Origin of the sequence: Mycolicibacterium smegmatis (genome assembly GCF_001457595.1) — a bacterium.
Lineage (GTDB): Bacteria > Actinomycetota > Actinomycetes > Mycobacteriales > Mycobacteriaceae > Mycobacterium > Mycobacterium smegmatis.
This window is the reverse complement of sequence record NZ_LN831039.1, coordinates 1,148,384-1,164,819: the sequence shown is the minus strand read 5'-3', so window position 1 is coordinate 1,164,819 and position 16,436 is coordinate 1,148,384. Positions and strand designations below refer to the sequence as shown.

The 16,436-nt window shown below is 66.8% G+C and carries 16 protein-coding genes; 4 read left to right on the top strand and 12 right to left on the bottom strand.

The genetic code is table 11. The annotated features are described in order from the left end of the window. Window positions 1-39: 39 nt before the first annotated feature. From AT701_RS05360 to AT701_RS05340, 5 genes are all read right to left on the bottom strand, one after another. Complete coding sequence (locus tag AT701_RS05360) at window positions 40-423, bottom strand: hypothetical protein (protein WP_162139523.1); 384 nt, start codon at window positions 421-423, stop codon at window positions 40-42. Next, window positions 420-1,388: a carbon-nitrogen hydrolase family protein gene (locus tag AT701_RS05355; RefSeq protein WP_162139584.1), complete on the bottom strand. Its 969-nt coding sequence runs from the start codon at window positions 1,386-1,388 to the stop codon at window positions 420-422. The genes AT701_RS05360 and AT701_RS05355 overlap by 4 nt, the downstream gene beginning before the upstream one ends. Further along, window positions 1,388-2,038, bottom strand: coding sequence for a gamma-glutamyl-gamma-aminobutyrate hydrolase family protein (locus tag AT701_RS05350; protein WP_233032111.1), 651 nt, complete (start codon window positions 2,036-2,038; stop codon window positions 1,388-1,390). Before AT701_RS05350 ends, AT701_RS05355 begins: the two co-directional genes overlap by 1 nt. A 65-nt stretch (window positions 2,039-2,103) precedes the next feature. After that, window positions 2,104-3,639, bottom strand: coding sequence for an APC family permease (locus AT701_RS05345; RefSeq protein WP_058125320.1), 1,536 nt, complete (start codon window positions 3,637-3,639; stop codon window positions 2,104-2,106). 87 nt (window positions 3,640-3,726) lie between these two features. Then, window positions 3,727-4,482 carry a FadR/GntR family transcriptional regulator gene (locus AT701_RS05340; RefSeq protein WP_223495356.1) on the bottom strand — a complete coding sequence of 252 codons (756 nt, stop codon included), beginning with the start codon at window positions 4,480-4,482 and terminating at the stop codon, window positions 3,727-3,729. Between the two features lie 59 nt (window positions 4,483-4,541). Between AT701_RS05340 and AT701_RS05335 the strand changes: the two genes are divergently transcribed. Then, window positions 4,542-5,894 (top strand): glutamine synthetase family protein, encoded by a 1,353-nt coding sequence (locus AT701_RS05335; protein ID WP_011727423.1) that lies wholly within the window; start codon window positions 4,542-4,544, stop codon window positions 5,892-5,894. 140 nt (window positions 5,895-6,034) lie between these two features. Here AT701_RS05335 and AT701_RS05330 read toward each other — a convergent pair whose 3' ends face one another. After that, window positions 6,035-6,724, bottom strand: a complete 690-nt coding sequence (locus tag AT701_RS05330; RefSeq protein ID WP_011727422.1) for a demethylmenaquinone methyltransferase — start codon at window positions 6,722-6,724, stop codon at window positions 6,035-6,037. 129 nt (window positions 6,725-6,853) lie between these two features. Between AT701_RS05330 and AT701_RS05325 the strand changes: the two genes are divergently transcribed. Both AT701_RS05325 and AT701_RS05320 read left to right on the top strand, forming a co-directional pair. Further along, the gene (locus AT701_RS05325) at window positions 6,854-7,678 is read left to right on the top strand and encodes an SDR family oxidoreductase (protein ID WP_003892482.1); all 825 of its coding nucleotides are present in this window, start codon (window positions 6,854-6,856) and stop codon (window positions 7,676-7,678) included. A 127-nt stretch (window positions 7,679-7,805) separates the two neighbouring features. Beyond that, a complete protein-coding gene (locus tag AT701_RS05320; RefSeq protein WP_011727420.1) occupies window positions 7,806-9,770 on the top strand; it encodes an aconitate hydratase in 1,965 nt (654 codons plus the stop codon). On the opposite strand, the gene AT701_RS05315 is transcribed toward AT701_RS05320, so the two are convergent. Beyond that, window positions 9,767-10,894, bottom strand: coding sequence for a glycosyltransferase family 4 protein (locus AT701_RS05315; protein ID WP_058125319.1), 1,128 nt, complete (start codon window positions 10,892-10,894; stop codon window positions 9,767-9,769). The two genes, AT701_RS05320 and AT701_RS05315, sit on opposite strands and share 4 nt — an antisense overlap. An 87-nt stretch (window positions 10,895-10,981) precedes the next feature. On the opposite strand from AT701_RS05315, the gene AT701_RS05310 reads away from it, so the two are divergent. Further along, the gene (locus AT701_RS05310) at window positions 10,982-11,659 is read left to right on the top strand and encodes a DsbA family protein (protein ID WP_223495354.1); all 678 of its coding nucleotides are present in this window, start codon (window positions 10,982-10,984) and stop codon (window positions 11,657-11,659) included. 4 nt (window positions 11,660-11,663) lie between these two features. On the opposite strand, the gene AT701_RS05305 is transcribed toward AT701_RS05310, so the two are convergent. The 5 genes from AT701_RS05305 to AT701_RS05285 are packed head-to-tail and all read right to left on the bottom strand — an operon-like array spanning window position 11,664 to window position 16,411. Continuing rightward, the gene (locus AT701_RS05305; RefSeq protein ID WP_011727417.1) at window positions 11,664-12,155 is read right to left on the bottom strand and encodes a DUF3592 domain-containing protein; all 492 of its coding nucleotides are present in this window, start codon (window positions 12,153-12,155) and stop codon (window positions 11,664-11,666) included. A 2-nt stretch (window positions 12,156-12,157) separates the two neighbouring features. Continuing rightward, window positions 12,158-13,798 carry a 2-succinyl-5-enolpyruvyl-6-hydroxy-3-cyclohexene-1-carboxylic-acid synthase gene (menD, locus tag AT701_RS05300; protein ID WP_058127539.1) on the bottom strand — a complete coding sequence of 547 codons (1,641 nt, stop codon included), beginning with the start codon at window positions 13,796-13,798 and terminating at the stop codon, window positions 12,158-12,160. Window positions 13,799-13,800: 2 nt separating this feature from the next. Continuing rightward, the gene (locus AT701_RS05295) at window positions 13,801-14,619 is read right to left on the bottom strand and encodes an alpha/beta fold hydrolase (RefSeq protein WP_003892475.1); all 819 of its coding nucleotides are present in this window, start codon (window positions 14,617-14,619) and stop codon (window positions 13,801-13,803) included. Window positions 14,620-14,656: 37 nt separating this feature from the next. Then, window positions 14,657-15,388, bottom strand: a complete 732-nt coding sequence (locus AT701_RS05290) for a DJ-1/PfpI family protein (protein ID WP_011727414.1) — start codon at window positions 15,386-15,388, stop codon at window positions 14,657-14,659. 15 nt (window positions 15,389-15,403) lie between these two features. Further along, a complete protein-coding gene (locus AT701_RS05285; protein ID WP_011727413.1) occupies window positions 15,404-16,411 on the bottom strand; it encodes a GlxA family transcriptional regulator in 1,008 nt (335 codons plus the stop codon). Between the last annotated feature and the right edge of the window lie 25 nt (window positions 16,412-16,436).

The following is a 16,436-nucleotide window of genomic DNA, read 5'->3' as shown; positions in this document are numbered from 1 at the left end:
ATGGACCGCGTACTCGGTAACGGTGCGCGTGCGGGCACGTCAGATGAGCGCGTGCACGGCCAGTGCGGTGAAACCGATGCTCAGTGCACCGAATGAACTGAACATGAGGATCTGCCATGGCAGCGGCTTGAGGCCGCGTCCGCGGAACGCCAGCGGCAGGAACAACACCGGGTTGATGATCGCCCCGTAGCCCAACAGGAACGTGATCCATCCAGGCCTGTCTGGCACGATCACGTCGACACCGATCAGCACGGCGCCCATCAACAACCAATCGAGGTGGGCCTGCAAGATCGGCCGGATGGCAACGATGCCGACTTTCTCCAGCAATTGCGGTTTGCGGTGGTTGATCTCCAACAACCACCCGGACCAGGCCGCGATCGCAATCATGACCAAGGCGATCGCCGACAACACCTGCACGCTCAACGGGACACGCCCTGACCGTCAACGAACTGCACCGGATCTCTGCGGCGGCGATCGACCGTGCAGGTAAAGACGTCCGGTCGCGCATAGTGACCGGTCGCGTCGAACAGCAATCGCTCTTCACGGACGGCTGCGGAACTCAGATCCGCAATGATCAGACGTTCCTCGCCCACAACGGGTTCGACGACGAACTCGCCGGTCGGTGATACGACGGCAGATCCACCGTCGAAGTAGGTTTCAGGCCCGCGGGCCGCAAGTTGCTCGGCCAACGGGAAATCGGCTGGGATGTGCTCACTCGTCAGCACCGCCGCCGCCGCCACGGACCACACCCGCCCTTCGAGCGCGATGAATCGCGAGATGTCCTTGGTCAGGCTCTTGTTGCCGGGCCACACACTGATGTGCACATCCTCACCGTCGGCGTACAACGCATGGCGCGCCTGCGGCATCCAGTTCTCCCAGCAGATCAACCCTCCGAGGTTCACGCCGTCGAGGTTGTGGCAGCGCAACCCATACCCGTCTCCGTGTCCCCAGACCAACCGTTCGTCGTAGGTTGCCAAAAGCTTCCGATGGATGGTGACGTGCCCGCGTTCGGGTTCGATCGTGGCCAGCGAACAGAACACGGTCCCTCGCGCGGCCGCGTGCCCACGTTCGGCGATACCGAGATAGACGAGCACCCCGTGGTCACGCGCGCACTGCGCGATCGAGCGTAGTTCCGGTCCGTCGGCCTCGACTGCCTGGTCCAGATAGTAGGCGTGCGCCGCTTTCTGGTCCGCGTCGTCGAACACTGCACCGTCTGTGCGGCACACCCACATCGGGTACCCGGGAAGGAAGGTCTCCGGGAAGACCACCAAGCGGGCCCCCGCGGCGGCCGCCTCCGCGATTGTGCTCAAGACCAACTCTGTCGTGGCCGCCCGGTTGAGAAACACCGGTGCTTTCTGTGCGATGGCGATTCGGAGCTCGCCGTTCATCATGGCCATTTCGCCTTTCTTCGCGCGCATTGTTCGACGAACGCCTCGATCAGCGGCGTTCCGTCGTCCCGCTCGGCGTGCCACTGCACGCCGATTACGTAGGAATGGGTGGTGGATTCGACTGCCTCGATCACGCCGTCGTCGGCCCAGGCGACCGCTTTCAATCCGCTACCAAGCCGCCCGATGCCCTGGTGGTGGTATGTGGTCACCACAGGTCCCGGGCCGACGACCGTGGAGATCCTGCTTGCCTGGTCGACCCGCACCGGGTGACTTCCGAATTCTCCTGGAGTCCGGAGGTGTTCGTGATGCCCGACCTGTGTCGGTAGATGTTGGATCAGGGAACCGCCCGCGTGCACGTTGATCAGTTGCATGCCTCGGCAGACCCCGAGCACCGGCAGATCGTTGCCCAGCGCATAGTCGAGCGCTTCCAGCTCACCACGGTCGCGCACCGGCCGAGGATCCGTTTCCGGCTGCGTGCGCTCGCCGTAATTTTCCGCGGCGATATCGGCACCGCCGACGACCAGAAGGCCGTCGACGAGTGCCAACACCGCCGACCGTGCGTGACCGAGAGCTGTGGGCAGCAGGAGCGGTTCGCCTCCGGCACGATCCACCGCCGAGACGTACGTCTCCGGGGTGAACAAAGCCGGCATGTGCCACTTGCCCCAGCGGATCGACTCACGGTAGGTGGTCAGCCCGATGAGCGGACGATTCGCCATCAGTTCATCGCCGCGGGAAACGACTTCGTTCCCTCCGGGCCGTTCTCGACACCACCTGGAGCGACGACATCGAGGTGGCCGATGAGCTCATACCGCTGGGGAGCCGATTTGCGCAGCCACACTGCCAACACGCAACCCGCGATGAACACGGCACCGACAATCCAGGGGATCAGCCGGAACAGCAGCGTCGATGCTGCGGGCCCGCCGGCGGCTGCGTCCATGTTGAGCACGAGCAGCAACACAGCGCCGATCATCGCCAACGCACCGAGGATGGGCGCCACGACCCAGACGAGGAAATGCGGTCGCTTATCGGGATTACGCCAGAAGTACGCCGTGACCGCCAGCGAGCAGAGTGCCTGGACCACAATGATTCCCATGGTGCCCAACAATGCCGAAAGCGTGTACTGACCGACGTACGGATCCAGTCCGCTGGACCAGTAGCACAGGGTGACGATCACCACAAATGCCGACTGGACGATCGACGCCACCCACGGTGACCCATAGCGCGGATGTGTACGACCCAGCACACCCGGCAGGATGCGCTCGCGCCCGAGCGCATACAGGTACCGGGACGCGCAGTTGTGGAATGCCATTGCGCAGGCGAATGTTCCGGTCAGCAGGAGCCAGCGGAAGATCAGCACGGCCCACTCGCCGAGGAATTCACGGGTCGGCGCGAATACCGTCTCGAACGGGCTGTCCGACGCCGCGAGGGCAGCGGTTTGCTCGATGCCGTTGCCCGACATGATCATCCAGCTCACAAAGGCGTAGAACAAACCGACGCCGATGACCACGATGAAGGTCGCAACGGGGACGGTACGCCGAGGATTCTTCGATTCCTCACCGTACAGGGCGGTGGATTCGAAGCCCATCCAGCACCAGAACGCGAAGAACAGGCCCAGGCCCACCGAGGGGCCGGCGAACGCCTCGGCCGGGCTCAGGGGTGCTGCGGAGATGCCTTCGGGCCCGCCACCGTTGGCCAGCACCGCCAGCGCAATGGCGGCCAGGATGAGCACTTCTGCTGCCAGTGCTATGCCGAGAACCTTTGCCGTGAGCTCAATTTCGAAGTATGTGAGCACGGCGATGACCGCGATGAGCGTGAAGGTGTATACCCACCACGGCAAATCCACACCCAGTTCGGCGGCCATGGTCTCCTTGGTGAAAACACCGAATAGTGCGACCAAAGTGACCTCGAACATCATGTAGGACGCCGTGGTCAGCAATCCCGACCCAAGGCCGACGATGCGGCCGAGCCCACGCGATATGAACCCGTAGAAGGCCCCGGCACTGGTGACATGTCGTGCGATTGCCACGAATCCGACCGAGAAAATCGACAGGGTGACCGTTGCCAACAGGAAGCCCGCAGGCGTACCGACACCCGTGCCGAGACCCACCATGATCGGCATGTTGCTGGTGATCGCGGTGATCGGCGCAGCGGTGGCAACAACCATGAACACCACGCTCGTCAGCCCCAGCGCATTCGGTTTCAGGCGATTTTCCCTTGCGCTCCGGTGTATTTCACTGACGTCTTCGGACATGTCGGTTCTCCTCGTTGAGATACAGGTGGGTACAACAACAGGGCGGTCACACCAGACGGCGTGTGACCGTGACAGATAGAAATCAGATCAGGATGGCGACGGCAGCCTCAGGTCCCTCAACAGATGGGCAGTGCAGGACAGGTGCTCGGTCATGATCTGGCGTGCCTCATCGGCGTTCCCCCGGCCGATCGCGTAGGCCAGTGCGTGATGTTCTCGGTCGGACCGCTCCAAAGCGTCATCCCACGGCGGCAGAAGCGCCAGCGGTGCGGCAATCCTCACCTCGACGTCGGCCACGGCGGCGGTCAACGAAGGCACCCCGGCAAGTTCTGCGATGGCGAGATGAAACCGGGCGTCGTTGATGCGGTACTCGGCGAGCGTCGGCGGCCGGGTGTCGCTCAGAAGGCTCTCCAGCCACTCACCCGCTCCTGGCTTACGCCGGCGGGCAGCCAGTTCGGCGGCGGCAGGTTCGAGCACCTGTCGGTAATCCAACGTGTCATCGAGATCATCGCCCATGGCGACGACGCGTGCCCGGGCTTCTTCAGCCGGCGGCAGCGTCGAACGGTGCCGGACAAACGTGCCACCGCCCCGGCCCAGGCGGACCTCGACGACACCGCGCTCTTCCAGAGTGCGGATCGCCTGGCGCAGGGTCGTTCTGCTGACTCCCAGTTTTTGGGACAGGTCTCGTTCGACGGGGAGCTGACCCCCGAACGGAATCACACCAAGTGTGATGGCGCCCACCAGTCGATCGACCGTCTCCTCGACGATGTTCCCGCCCCGTACCGGACGGAAAACTACGTCGTTGACCACGTTTGATGCGCCCTCTGCAGCAGTGTTGCGTGACACGCGTCGTACTGTATCTTCGATTGGTCTATGGATCAACCCTAGTCCATTTAGGAGCTTCAATGGTGAACGCTGCCTCGCCCCGCACCACGACGAACGGCTTCGTCAACACAGCGACCGACCCGTTCAGCGCGGTCGTCGTCGCAACACCCGATCTGGCCGGACGCCTGTTGGGAAGGCGACACAGTTGGCCCCACTACCAGGCGTCCGCGTCGAAGGCCGTAAATACCTGCGAAGTGGTGTTCGGTTGGGGACTCGGCCATGAACTTCTCGACGGGTTCAGCGGCGTGGGATGGGATCACGGTTACGGCGACCTGCGCTTCGTCACCGACCCCGACACTCTTCGCCCGATGGGTTGGCAGGACGGTGTCGGCATCGCGTTCGCCGATGTCGTGACCGGTGACGGCACACCGTTTTTCGCGTCACCTCGCAACATCCTGCGCAAACAGATCGAGCGTGCGCACAGTGCGGGTTACCAACCTCTGGTTACCTCGGAGCTCGAGTTCTTCGCGCTCCAGCACACCTCGGAAACACTTGCCCAACAGGGCTTCACCGGTCTCAAACCGATCCGCGAAACCTTACAACCCGAGCTGGCCTGCGCCATCAGCACCGACGAGACGATCATGGCGGAGTTGTTCGGCGCGTTGCAGCGCACCGGCATCGAGGTCGAGACCGCCAAGACCGAATACTGTCCAGGCCAGTATGAGGTGACCCTGGTCCCCACCGATCCGATGCGGATGGCCGATCAGCATGCGCTCTACAAGATGGCCACCCGCCAAATTTTCCGCCGCCACGGAATGAGCGCAACGTTCATGGCCAAAGTCGATGACCACTGGGCCGGATCGAGCTCGCACCTGCACATCTCGCTGACCGATGAGAACGGCAGCAATCTGTTCGCCACAGATGAGAACCTGTTACGCCATTTCGGCGCCGGACTGCAGGCTTTCGCACGTGATTTCTTCCTGCTTTGGGCGCCATACCCGAACTCATACAAGCGTTTTCGCGATGGCACGTTCGCCCCGACTGCGCTCACCTGGGGTGATGACAACCGCACGGTGGCGCTGCGCGTCACCGGCCACGGCTCGGCCCGCCACTTAGAGAACCGCATCCCGGGCGCCGACATCAATCCCTATCTGGGATATGCCGCACTGTTGGCGGCCGGACTCGAAGGCATCGAACGCGGCCTCCTTCCCGCCGACGAAGTGGGGCAGCGGAACGCCTACACCGAGAAGATCGGTCGGCCGCTGCCCGAGTCACTCGGTGAAGCGCTCGACGCTTTCTACGACAGCCCGGTTACTCGGCAGACCCTCGGCGAGGCGGCCGTCGAACACATCACTACGTTCTTGTCCAGCGAACTGCGCGCCAGTCAGCTTGCGGTCACCGACTGGGATCGGCGGCGACTTTTCGACCTTTGACACCTGTGTCGCCGCTCGGCGCGCGCTCGGTCGTGGTGAGCGTGCGTCGAGTGCTGCTTGATGGCGGTGTGTCGGGGTGCAGACCCGCACGCTCGCGGTGCAGAGTGACAGAACTGCCCGCTCGGCGGCCTTGAAAGGGCCTAGGCGGGCTTGGTGGCGGCGTGCAGGGCCACGATGCCGCCGGTGAGGTTGCGCCAGCGGACGTCGGACCAGCCGGCCTCGCCGATCTGGCGGGCGAGCTCGGCCTGGGTGGGCCAGGCGCGGATGGACTCGGCGAGGTAGACGTAGGCCTCGGGATTGCTCGACACCGCCGTGGCCATGGCAGGCAGCGCCTTCATCAAATACTCCTTGTAGACCGTGGAGAACAGGCGGTTGGTGGGCGTGGAGAATTCGCACACCACCAGGCGCCCGCCCGGCTTGGTCACCCGCGCCATCTCGCGCAGGCCTGCCTTGTGGTCGACGACGTTGCGCAGACCGAAGCTGATGGTGACGGCGTCGAAGACCTCGTCGGCGAACGGCAGCCGCGTGGCGTCGCCGGCAACCTTGGGTACCTGGCGAGACGCCCCGGCGGCCAGCATGCCGACCGAGAAGTCCGCGGCCACACACCACGCGCCGGACTTGGCGAGCTCGACGGTGGACACCGCGGTCCCGGCGGCCAGGTCCAGCACCTTGTCCGCTGGCCCGATACGCAGGGCCGACTTGGTCTCGCGACGCCAGAACCGGTCCTGACCGAGCGACAGCACCGTGTTGGTCAGGTCGTAGCGCTTCGCGACGGCGTCGAACATCGATGCCACGTCGTGGGGATTCTTCTCCAAGCTCGCTCGACTCACGACGCCGACGCTACCGGGCGCCCGGCAAAAGACTGACAGTGACCGAACCTCTGTGAACATCCTGCAGCCGGGAATGAGCATCGCCTCGCGCGCCTTGAACCGCACAGGCCGATACAGAAGAGGTTGGATATGAGTGAGAAAGTCTGGTTCATCACAGGTGCTTCGCGGGGCTTCGGCCGGGAGTGGGCGATAGCGGCCCTCGACCGTGGCGACAAGGTCGCCGCCACCGCGCGCGACACCGCGACCCTGGCCGATCTGGCCGACAAGTACGGCGACGCGCTGCTGCCGCTGCAGCTCGACGTCGATGACCGTGCCGCCGACTTCGCCGCGGTCAAGCAGGCCCATGAGCACTTCGGGCGGCTCGACATCGTGGTCAACAACGCCGGCTACGGACAGTTCGGGTTCATCGAGGAACTCTCAGAGGCCGAGGCGCGCGCTCAGATCGAGACGAACCTGTTCGGCGCCCTGTGGGTGACGCAGGCCGCGCTGCCGATCCTGCGTGCGCAGCGCAGCGGGCACATCATCCAGGTGTCGTCGATCGGCGGTATCTCGGCGTTCCCGCTCGTGGGCATGTACCACGCGTCGAAGTGGGCGCTGGAGGGCTTCTCACAGTCGCTGGCACAGGAGGTCGAGGGATTCGGCATCCACGTGACGCTGATCGAGCCGGGCGGGTTTTCCACCGACTGGGCGGGCTCGTCGGCCAAGCACGCAACGCCGATCGCCGATTACGACGAGCTGCGCGACGCCACGAACACGGCGCGGTCGCAGCGCAACTCCAAGCCGGGCGACCCGAAGGCGTCGGCATCGGCCGTGCTGAAGATCGTCGACGCCGAAAAGCCGCCGCTGCGTGTGTTCTTCGGTGAGCGTCCGCTCGAGATCGCCAAGGCCGACTACGAGCGCCGGATCAAGCTCTGGGAGGAGTGGCAGCCGGTGGCCGTCGAAGCACAAGGCTGAGTGTTTGCGCCGAGGCTACGGTTTTTCGTGTGAATTCTCGGAATTCACGCGAGAAACCGTAGCCTCGGCGAAAATCGGCAAGCCCGCGAACCGTTTCAACCGGGGCCACCCCGGGAAGCCTGGGTAGATGTCGCAGAGTGTCACCCACAAGTTGATCGGATCGCATCTCGTCTCCGGCGACATGACACCGGGAGACGAGATCGCCATCCGCATCGACCAGACCCTGACCCAGGACGCCACCGGGACACTGGTCATGCAGGAACTCGAGGCCCTGCAACTCGACCGGGCCCGCACCGAGGTCAGCGTCCAGTACGTCGACCACAACCTGCTGCAGACCGACGAGAAGAACGCCGAGGACCACGAGTACCTGCGTACCGCGGCGCAACGGTTCGGCCTGTGGTTCTCCAAACCGGGAAACGGGGTGTCGCACCCCACCCATATGCAACGTTTCGGGATCCCCGGCAAGACCATGGTCGGCTCCGATTCGCACACCCCCGCGGCGGGCTCACTGGGCATGCTCGCGATCGGCGTCGGCGGCCTGGAGGTCGCGTTGGCCATCGCCGGTGAGCCGCTTCATCTGCGGATGCCCGAGGTGTGGGGAATCCGCCTGGAAGGCGAACTCCCGCAATGGTGTTCGGCCAAGGACGTTATCCTGGAGATGCTGCGCCGGCACGACGTCAAAGGTGGGCTGAACCGGATACTGGAGTACCACGGCCCGGGCCTGGACAGCCTGTCGGCGATGGACCGCCACGTCATCGCCAACATGGGTGCCGAACTCGGGGCCACCACCACGGTGTTCCCCAGCGACGAGGCCGTGCGCGAGTTCCTGGTCGCCGAGGACCGCGGCGACGACTGGGTGGAACTGCTCGCCGACGAGGGCGCCGAGTACGACATCGAGGAGACGATCGACCTCTCCGAGATCGAACCGCTCATCGCGAAGCCGTCGTCACCGGGCAACGTCGTCACGGTCGCCGAGGTCGCGGGCGAACCCGTCTCCCAGGTGGTCATCGGTTCCAGCGCAAACCCGGGACTGCGGGACTTCGCGATCGCTGCCGCGATGGTCCGCGGCCGCCAGACCTCCCCTGAGGTCAGCTTCGACGTCAACCCGACATCACGCGAGATCCTGACCGATCTGACCAAGATGGGCGCGACCACCGACCTGGTGATCAACGGGGCCCGCATCCACCAGGCCGGGTGCATGGGCTGCATCGGCATGGGTCAGGCGCCTGCCACGGGCCGCAACTCGCTGCGCACCATGCCCCGCAACTTCCCGGGCCGGTCGGGCACCAGGGAGGATTCGGTGTGGCTGTGCTCTCCGGAAACGGCCGCGGCCTCGGCGATCACCGGTGTGATCACCGATCCGCGTCAGTGGGCGAAGGACAACGACGTCGACTACCCGGCTCTGGACCTGCCGTCTCACCACACCGTCAACACGGCCATGCTGGTCGAACCACCACCACCGGAGGAGGCCAAAGCGGTCGAGGTGGTGAAGGGACCCAACATCTCCGACCTTCCCGATCTGCGGCCGCTGGGCGACACCATCGAGGCGCCGGTGCTGCTCAAGGTCGGCGACAACATCTCCACCGACGAGATATCGCCCGCCGGTGCCAGGGCCCTCCCGTACCGCTCGAACATCCCCAAGCTCGCCATGTTCAGCTTCACCCAGGTCGACGAAACCTATCCGGAGCGCGCGAAATCCACGCCGCAGGGTCACATCGTCGTCGGCGGGGACAACTACGGGCAGGGCTCGTCACGCGAACACGCGGCCATCGCGCCGCGGCATCTCGGACTGTTGGCGGTCATCGCCAAATCGTTCGCCCGTATCCACTGGCAGAACCTGGCCAACTTCGGGGTGCTCGCGTTGGAGTTCGTCGACGACGCCGATTACGACCGCATCGACCAGGACGATGTGCTCACCCTGTCCGATGTATGGCAGACATTGCACGACGACCAGCCGCTCATCGTCACCAACACGACCAAGAACACCACTTTCTCAGTGTGCCACCGGCTTTCGTCACGTCAGATCGACCACGTGCTCGCCGGCGGGCTGATCCCCTGGCTGGCCCGCGAGAAAGACCACGCGAAACACTAGGCCGCACGCAGGCTACGCCGGCCGAGGACGGCCTCGTAATGGCCGATGAGCTCGTCGCACACCACCGGCCAGGTGCGGGCCAACACGCTGCGGCGCGCCGCGATCCCGTAGCGGCGGCGTTCGGCGAGCAGGTGCTCGACCGCCGCGGGCAGGGCGTTCTCGAACCCGTCGACGTCGAGCAGCAGGCCGGTTCGCCAGGGCGCCACCAGATCCCGCGGACCACCCGCGTCGGGCGCGATCACCGGAACTCCCGAGGCCATCGCCTCCTGCACGGTCTGGCAGAACGTCTCGTGTTCACCGGGATGCACGAACACGTCCATGCTCGCGTACGCGGCTGCGAGCGCGGCACCGCGCAGCTCGCCGGTGAAAACCGCGGCGGGCAGGAGGGTTTCGAGCTTCGCACGGTCGACGCCGTCGCCGACGACGACCAGTTGCAGATCGTCGCGTGCCGCGAGGACCGCCAACCGTTCGACGTGTTTCTCGGGCGCGAGCCTGCCGACGAAGCCGACGATCGGCCTGCCGTCGGGTGACCAGGTGCGCCGCAGATGCTCGTCACGCGCAGACGGTACGAAACCGGTGATGTCGACACCGCGTCCCCACCGGTACACACGGGGAATACGGTGGGCGGCAAGGTTTTCCATGGCCGACGTGGACGGGGCGAGGGTGCGGTCGGCGCGGCTGTGCAGATGCCGGGTCCACGCCCACGCCGCGCGGGACGCGACGCCCATGCCGTAGCTCTCGGCGAATCCCGCGACGTCGGTCTGGAACACCGCGACACTCGGCACCCCGAGATGACGCGCCGCGTGCAGACCGCCGTACCCCAACAACGCCGGTGACGCCAGGTGCACCACGTCGGGGTCGAAACCGCGCAGCACACCGATCATGCGCGGCCTGGGGACACCGAGCGGCAGCGACGTGATCTTCGGGAACATCCGCGACGGCACGCGGTGCACGCGCACCCCGTCGTGGATCCGGTCGGCGGGCGGTTGACCCCGGGGCGTGTCGGGCGCGATGACGAGCACCTCGTGGCCGGTTCGGCGGAGATGGTCGATCACCCGCAGCACCGAGTTGGTGACGCCGTTGACGTTCGGGAGAAAGGACTCTGCGACGATGGCAACGCGCACGTCACGATGTTCCCCATCGCAGTTGGCCGCGAGGTTGCGCCACGGGATACGACACTCGAAAACTCGATGCCCGCTAAGGTTGCCGCCATGCGGATGACCCGGGTGTTGGGTGCGGTACTGGCGGCTGTGGTCCTCACCACGGCCGGCTGTGCGCGGGTGGTCGAGGGCACGCCGCAGGCCAACACCGACCCGCCCGGCAGCGAGATCACCGAGGACGGCTCGGGAATCCTCATCGGCTATCACGCAGCGCCGGTGCGGATCGAGATCTTCGCCGAACCACAGTGCCCGCCGTGTGGCCGGTTGCAGCGCGACTACGGCGACGAGATCGCCGAGTACGTCGGCGAGGGCCGGCTCGCGGTCGTCTACCGACCCATGACGTTCCTGGATCTCGACGGCCCCGGTTACTCGGCGCACGTGAGCAACGCGCTGTTCCTCGCGGCGGGACCGGACACCGACGCCACGACGTTCCAAAAGTTCGTGCAGACCGTGTGGTCGAACCAGGAACCCGAAGGCAGTGCGGGCCCCTCCGACGACGAGCTGGCCGACATGGCCTCCGAGAGCGGGATTTCCGCCGATCTGGTCGACCGCATCAGGTCGGGCGACGAGGGCGTCGACATCGACATGGTGGCCGAGCAGAACATCGAGTACCTCACCGACGCCGCGGGGGTCGCCGCGACGCCCGCGGTGTACGACCTCAACGAGGACACGCTGGTCCCGCTGCGCGACGACTGGTTGTCGGATCTGATGCTGGGCCTGGGGTCGTAGAACCTCAGGTACGCCGCTGCAACAGCCACAGCCCGACCAGTGCGGCGCCTGCGATCATCCACCCCACCACCGCGATCGACCCGGCCGGGATGATCGCGAGCGCGGCGTTGCGGTCGCGCACGCGCACCAGCTCGGGGTTGTTCTTGTCGTACTCGACGTAGATGCGCATGCCGGTGTCGAGTTCGCTGGGGTACAGCACGCCGAGTTCGGGCCGGTAGGTGACGCGGTCGGGCGTGACGAACTCGATGGTCGACCGGCGCGGGCCCGCGCTGAGCACCTCGGCCGCGGCGACACCCATGTTGCGTTCGATCTGCCGGTCGTTGCGCCATGCGCCGAGCACCAACAGCACCGACTGCAGCGTCACCAGGCACGCCGCGATCACGATGCCGATGCGCACGCGCCGGATGATGCGCTGCCTGCGGGTCTCCCCCGGCTCGCCGTAGAGATGCGGGAGCACGACCCGGGCCGCGGCCCGCACCCGGTCGGCGACGGGCACCCTCACAGGGCCGCCTTGATCGACGCGTGCAGCGAGCGCAGCGATGACCGGTCGGCCTTCACCTCCAAAACCCGCATGCCCTGGAACGGGTCTTCGAGCGCCGCGCCGAGCGCGTCGGCCTCGATCTGGTGATAGTCGACGTGGTAGGCGTGGCACAGCGCGCCGATGTTGACGTCGTGCGGCGTTCCGAAGATCCGCGACGACACGTCGGAGAACCGTGGATCACCCTGCTCGAGCAACTCGAAGATGCCGCCGCCGTTGTCGTTGGACACCACGATGGTCAGGCTGCGCGGTGTCGGCTCGGTCGGGCCAATCAGCAGACCCGAGCTGTCGTGCACGAACGTCAGGTCGCCTATGAGTGCCACGGTCCGACCGTCGTGGGCGAGCGCGGCGCCGATGGCCGTCGAGATGGTCCCGTCGATGCCGGCGACGCCGCGGTTGGACCGCACCTTGATGCCGTCGGGCCGCAGACCCACCAGCGCCGCGTCGCGTACCGGGTTCGACGCGCCCAGCACCAGCTGATCACCGGGACGCAGCGCGTCGGCCACGGCCGCGGCGACGTGCAGGCCCGTGGTCATCGGGTGTGCGGCCAGTTGCTTGCGTACCGCGGTGACCGCGTGCTCGTTGAGTTCGGCGCACTTGCGCAGCCAGGCCACGCTCGGGGCGCCGCTGGTGACCGCGCGGGTGCCGGTGGCCTGCGAATTGCCGGAGACATCGGGCCAGCGCGGCCCCGTCGTGAGCGCGTAGACCGGCACCGACGGATCCGCCAGCAGCGTCGACACCGGCCGGTGCAGCGTCGGGCGGCCCAGCATGATCACCTGCTTGGGGTGCGCGAGCCGCAGCGCGAGCGGGTGCAGCGGGTTGGCCGGCGGCGGGGCGGTGGGCTCGGCGACCGTCGGCAGCTCGGCCAGGTTCGGGTGCTCCCCGGCGCCGTGCCCGCCGATCACCACGGTGTCCGGCGTGAGGTCGATGTCCAGGGGCTGGTCGAACGTCACCTGCGGCGTGTGCGTCCACGACCGGCCGTCGGGCCGTCCGGGCGGGATGGTGCCGCCCGCGGGCTCGGCCGGATCGGGTACGAGCGGTTCGCGCAGCGGGATGTCGAACTGCACCGGGCCCGCGTTGGCGCTGCGTGCGCCGGTCGCCGCGACCAGCACACGGCACGTCGCCGAGCGCCACTGTGCGTTGAGGGTTTCGAGGTCGGCCGCGTTGGGGCCGGTCAGATCGGGTGCCAGACCGAGGCTGATGGCCGCGCGGACCTGGGTGCCGAAGTAGCCGAGCTGTTCGAAGGTCTGGTTGGCGCCGGTGCCCAGCATCTCGTAGGGCCGGTTGGCGCTCAGCACGATCAGCGGAACCCGCGCGTAGTTGGCCTCCACGACCGCCGGGCCCAGGTTGGCTACCGCGGTCCCCGAGGTCATCGCGATGCACACCGGGGCGCGTTCGGCCACCGCGAGGCCGATCGCCAGGTAGCCGGCGGTGCGCTCGTCGATGCGCACGTGCAGCCGGATCCGGCCGGCCCGGTCGGCGTCGGACAACGCAAACGCCAGCGGTGCGTTACGTGAGCCGGGGCACAGGACCACGTCGCGGACACCGCCGCGGATGAGTTCGTCGACGACGATGCGGGCCTGTGTCGTCGATGGGTTCACCACTACAGCTTATTCGCCAACAGGTTGGTGACCTTTCTGCCGCCGTGCTCGGCAAAGAAATTCAAGATCGCCGCGTTGACCTCCTGCGGCTTCTCGATGAAGCCCAGGTGCCCGGTGTCGGGGATCTGCAGATAGCGGCCGTTGGGCATCGCGTCGGCCACCTCGCGGCCCAGGTGGGCGGGGAGCACGACGTCATCGGCGAACCCGATGACCAGCACCGGGTGGCTGATGGCCCGGTACGCGGGCAGCCGGTTGGTCACCGGTCCGACGTCGAGTTGGGTGCGCGAACCCGGGGTCTGCTTGGTCGGCCACATGGTGAACATCTCGCTCCAGTCCCGCACGAACGCGTCGTCGTTGAGGGTTTTCGGCGAAAAGCTCTCCAGCATGCGGACTTTCGCGTCGAAGGTCGGCGGCAAATCGACACCGGACTGCGACAGGTCCAGCTCGGCCTTGCGGAAGAACTCGCGGGCGTGGTCGTGGCGGCCGCGCGTGGCCATCAACGCCGCCGAGTGCACCAGTTCGGGCCGGGCCACCATGAGCTCCTGCGCGATGAACGATCCCATCGACACCCCCACCAGGCGTGCCGGCGCGGCGTCGAGCTTCTCGATGAGCGCGGCGGTGTCGGCGACCATCTGCTCGGTGCCGAAACCCTCGGCGTTCTCGGTGGCGCCCACCCCGCGGTTGTCGAACGTGATGACGCGGTACCCGGCGCGCTGGAACTCCGGTACCTGGTTGAGATGCCAGGTGCGGCCTGCCCCACCGCGGCCGGCGATGAACAGAACCGCTTCGCCTTTACCTCGTTCGTCGTAAGCCAAGTTCACGTGGCTGACGCTACTTGATGACGCTCGGTGCCTCAGCTCACGCGGTACGACGTGCCGCACCCCGCCCTCGCACCCTGCGGATCGCCTGATCCCAGGCCAGCAACACACTCGCCTTGAGCGGCTCGGGCTTGATCATGTCGCGGCCGAGCAGGGCCGTGGCACCGGCCTTGGTGGTCGCCGACGCCTTGGACATGTGCCCGGCGTCGAACGGCGGCTGCGGGTCGTACTCGATGAGCAACTGGATGGCCTTCGCCTTGGCCTCGCCGGCGATCTGCCCGGCGAGCCACATTCCCAGGTCGATTCCGGCGGACACGCCCGCAGCGGTGATCACCTTGTCGTCGGCGCGCACGATGCGTTCGTCGCTCACCGCGGTGACACCACACATCTTGAGCGCGCTCAGGGCACCCCAGTGCGACGTCGCGCGTTTCCCGTCGAGCAGACCCGCCGCGGCGAGCACCATCGACCCCGAGCACACCGAAGCCACCCAGTTGGCCGTGGGATGCACCGCGCGCAGCCAGGCGAGTACGCGTTCGTCGCGCGCGGCCGCCGAACTGCCCGGCCCGCCGGGCACCAGCACGACGTCGGGGGACGGGGTCTCGTCGAAGGTGTGGGTCGCGCCGACCATCAGCACCCCCGAATCGGCGGTGACGGGGCCCGGTTCGTGCCACACGAACCGCACCTCGGCGTCGGGCAGGTTGCGCAGCACCTCGTAGGGGCCGATGAAGTCGAGCGCGGTGAACGTCGGGTACAGCACGACGGCGATCTGCATGGTTGCTCCTGGTTCCTAGCGTCCGGTGAGCGCGGACGTCTTGCGGTACTGGTCGGGCGAGACCCCGAGACGGCGGATGAAGTTGCGGCGCATGGTTTCCGCGGTGCCGAATCCACAGCGCGCCGCGATGGCGGTGACGGTGTCGTCGCTCTCCTCGAGTTGACGACGCGCGGCGTCGATGCGGATGCGCTCGACGTACACCCCGGGCGACTGCCCCACCTCCTCGGTGAACACCCGCGTGAAGTGCCGAGGGCTCATTGCGGCACGCTGCGCGAGGTCCGAGATGCTGTGTGCACCACCGGGATCGGCTTCGATGGCCTCCTGCACCGCGCGGATCGGCGCCCGTTTGGCCCGCGGCATCCACACCGGCGCGGCGAACTGCGTCTGACCGCCGGGCCGGCGCAGATACAGCACGAGCCAGCGTGCGACGTTCTGCGCGACGTCGGTACCGTGGTCGTCCTCGACGAGCGACAGTGCCAGGTCGATGCCCGCCGTGACACCGGCAGCGGTCCACACGCGTTCGGAGCTGCGCATGAAGATGGGCTCCGGATCGACTGTCACCGACGGGAATTCGTCGGCGAGCCGACGCGCCGACGCCCAGTGGGTGGTGGCCGGGCAGCCGTCGAGCAGGCCTGCCTCGGCGGCCAGGAACGCGCCCGTGCACACGGTCACCACGCGGCGTGCGTGGTCGGCCGCGGTCTTGATCCAGTTGACGACCTCCCGGTTGCGCCTGGCCTCGTCGGCGCCGATGCCACCGGGGATGACGACGGTGTCGATGTCGCCACACGGGTCGGGCGGCGGCGCGGCGACGAACTCCAGGCCGGTCAGCGTGGTGACCGGCGCGCCGTCGGCCGAGGCGAGCGTGACCGTGTACGCCTGCTGTTCGCGGCCCTGCCCGGCCAGCCACAGCGCGGCGCCGGTGAACACGTCGAACGGGCCCACCAGATCCAATGCCTGGACGCCGGAGTACCCGAGGATCACCACCGACCGCGTCACCACTTCAGTGTCGAACACCCGGCTCATGGCGTCTACGCCACGCATCCCACAT

What these genes read in the sequence shown, in the direction of transcription:
- AT701_RS05355 (WP_162139584.1), bottom strand. Translation starts at nt 1,388, where the DNA reads ATGAACGGCGAGCTCCGAATCGCCATCGCACAGAAAGCACCGGTGTTT.
- AT701_RS05350 (WP_233032111.1), bottom strand. Translation starts at nt 2,038, where the DNA reads ATGCCGGCTTTGTTCACCCCGGAGACGTACGTCTCGGCGGTGGATCGT.
- AT701_RS05345 (WP_058125320.1), bottom strand. Translation starts at nt 3,639, where the DNA reads ATGTCCGAAGACGTCAGTGAAATACACCGGAGCGCAAGGGAAAATCGC.
- AT701_RS05335 (WP_011727423.1), top strand. Translation starts at nt 4,542, where the DNA reads ATGGTGAACGCTGCCTCGCCCCGCACCACGACGAACGGCTTCGTCAAC.
- AT701_RS05325 (WP_003892482.1), top strand. Translation starts at nt 6,854, where the DNA reads ATGAGTGAGAAAGTCTGGTTCATCACAGGTGCTTCGCGGGGCTTCGGC.
- AT701_RS05320 (WP_011727420.1), top strand. Translation starts at nt 7,806, where the DNA reads ATGTCGCAGAGTGTCACCCACAAGTTGATCGGATCGCATCTCGTCTCC.
- AT701_RS05310 (WP_223495354.1), top strand. Translation starts at nt 10,982, where the DNA reads ATGCGGATGACCCGGGTGTTGGGTGCGGTACTGGCGGCTGTGGTCCTC.
- AT701_RS05290 (WP_011727414.1), bottom strand. Translation starts at nt 15,388, where the DNA reads ATGCAGATCGCCGTCGTGCTGTACCCGACGTTCACCGCGCTCGACTTC.
- AT701_RS05285 (WP_011727413.1), bottom strand. Translation starts at nt 16,411, where the DNA reads ATGAGCCGGGTGTTCGACACTGAAGTGGTGACGCGGTCGGTGGTGATC.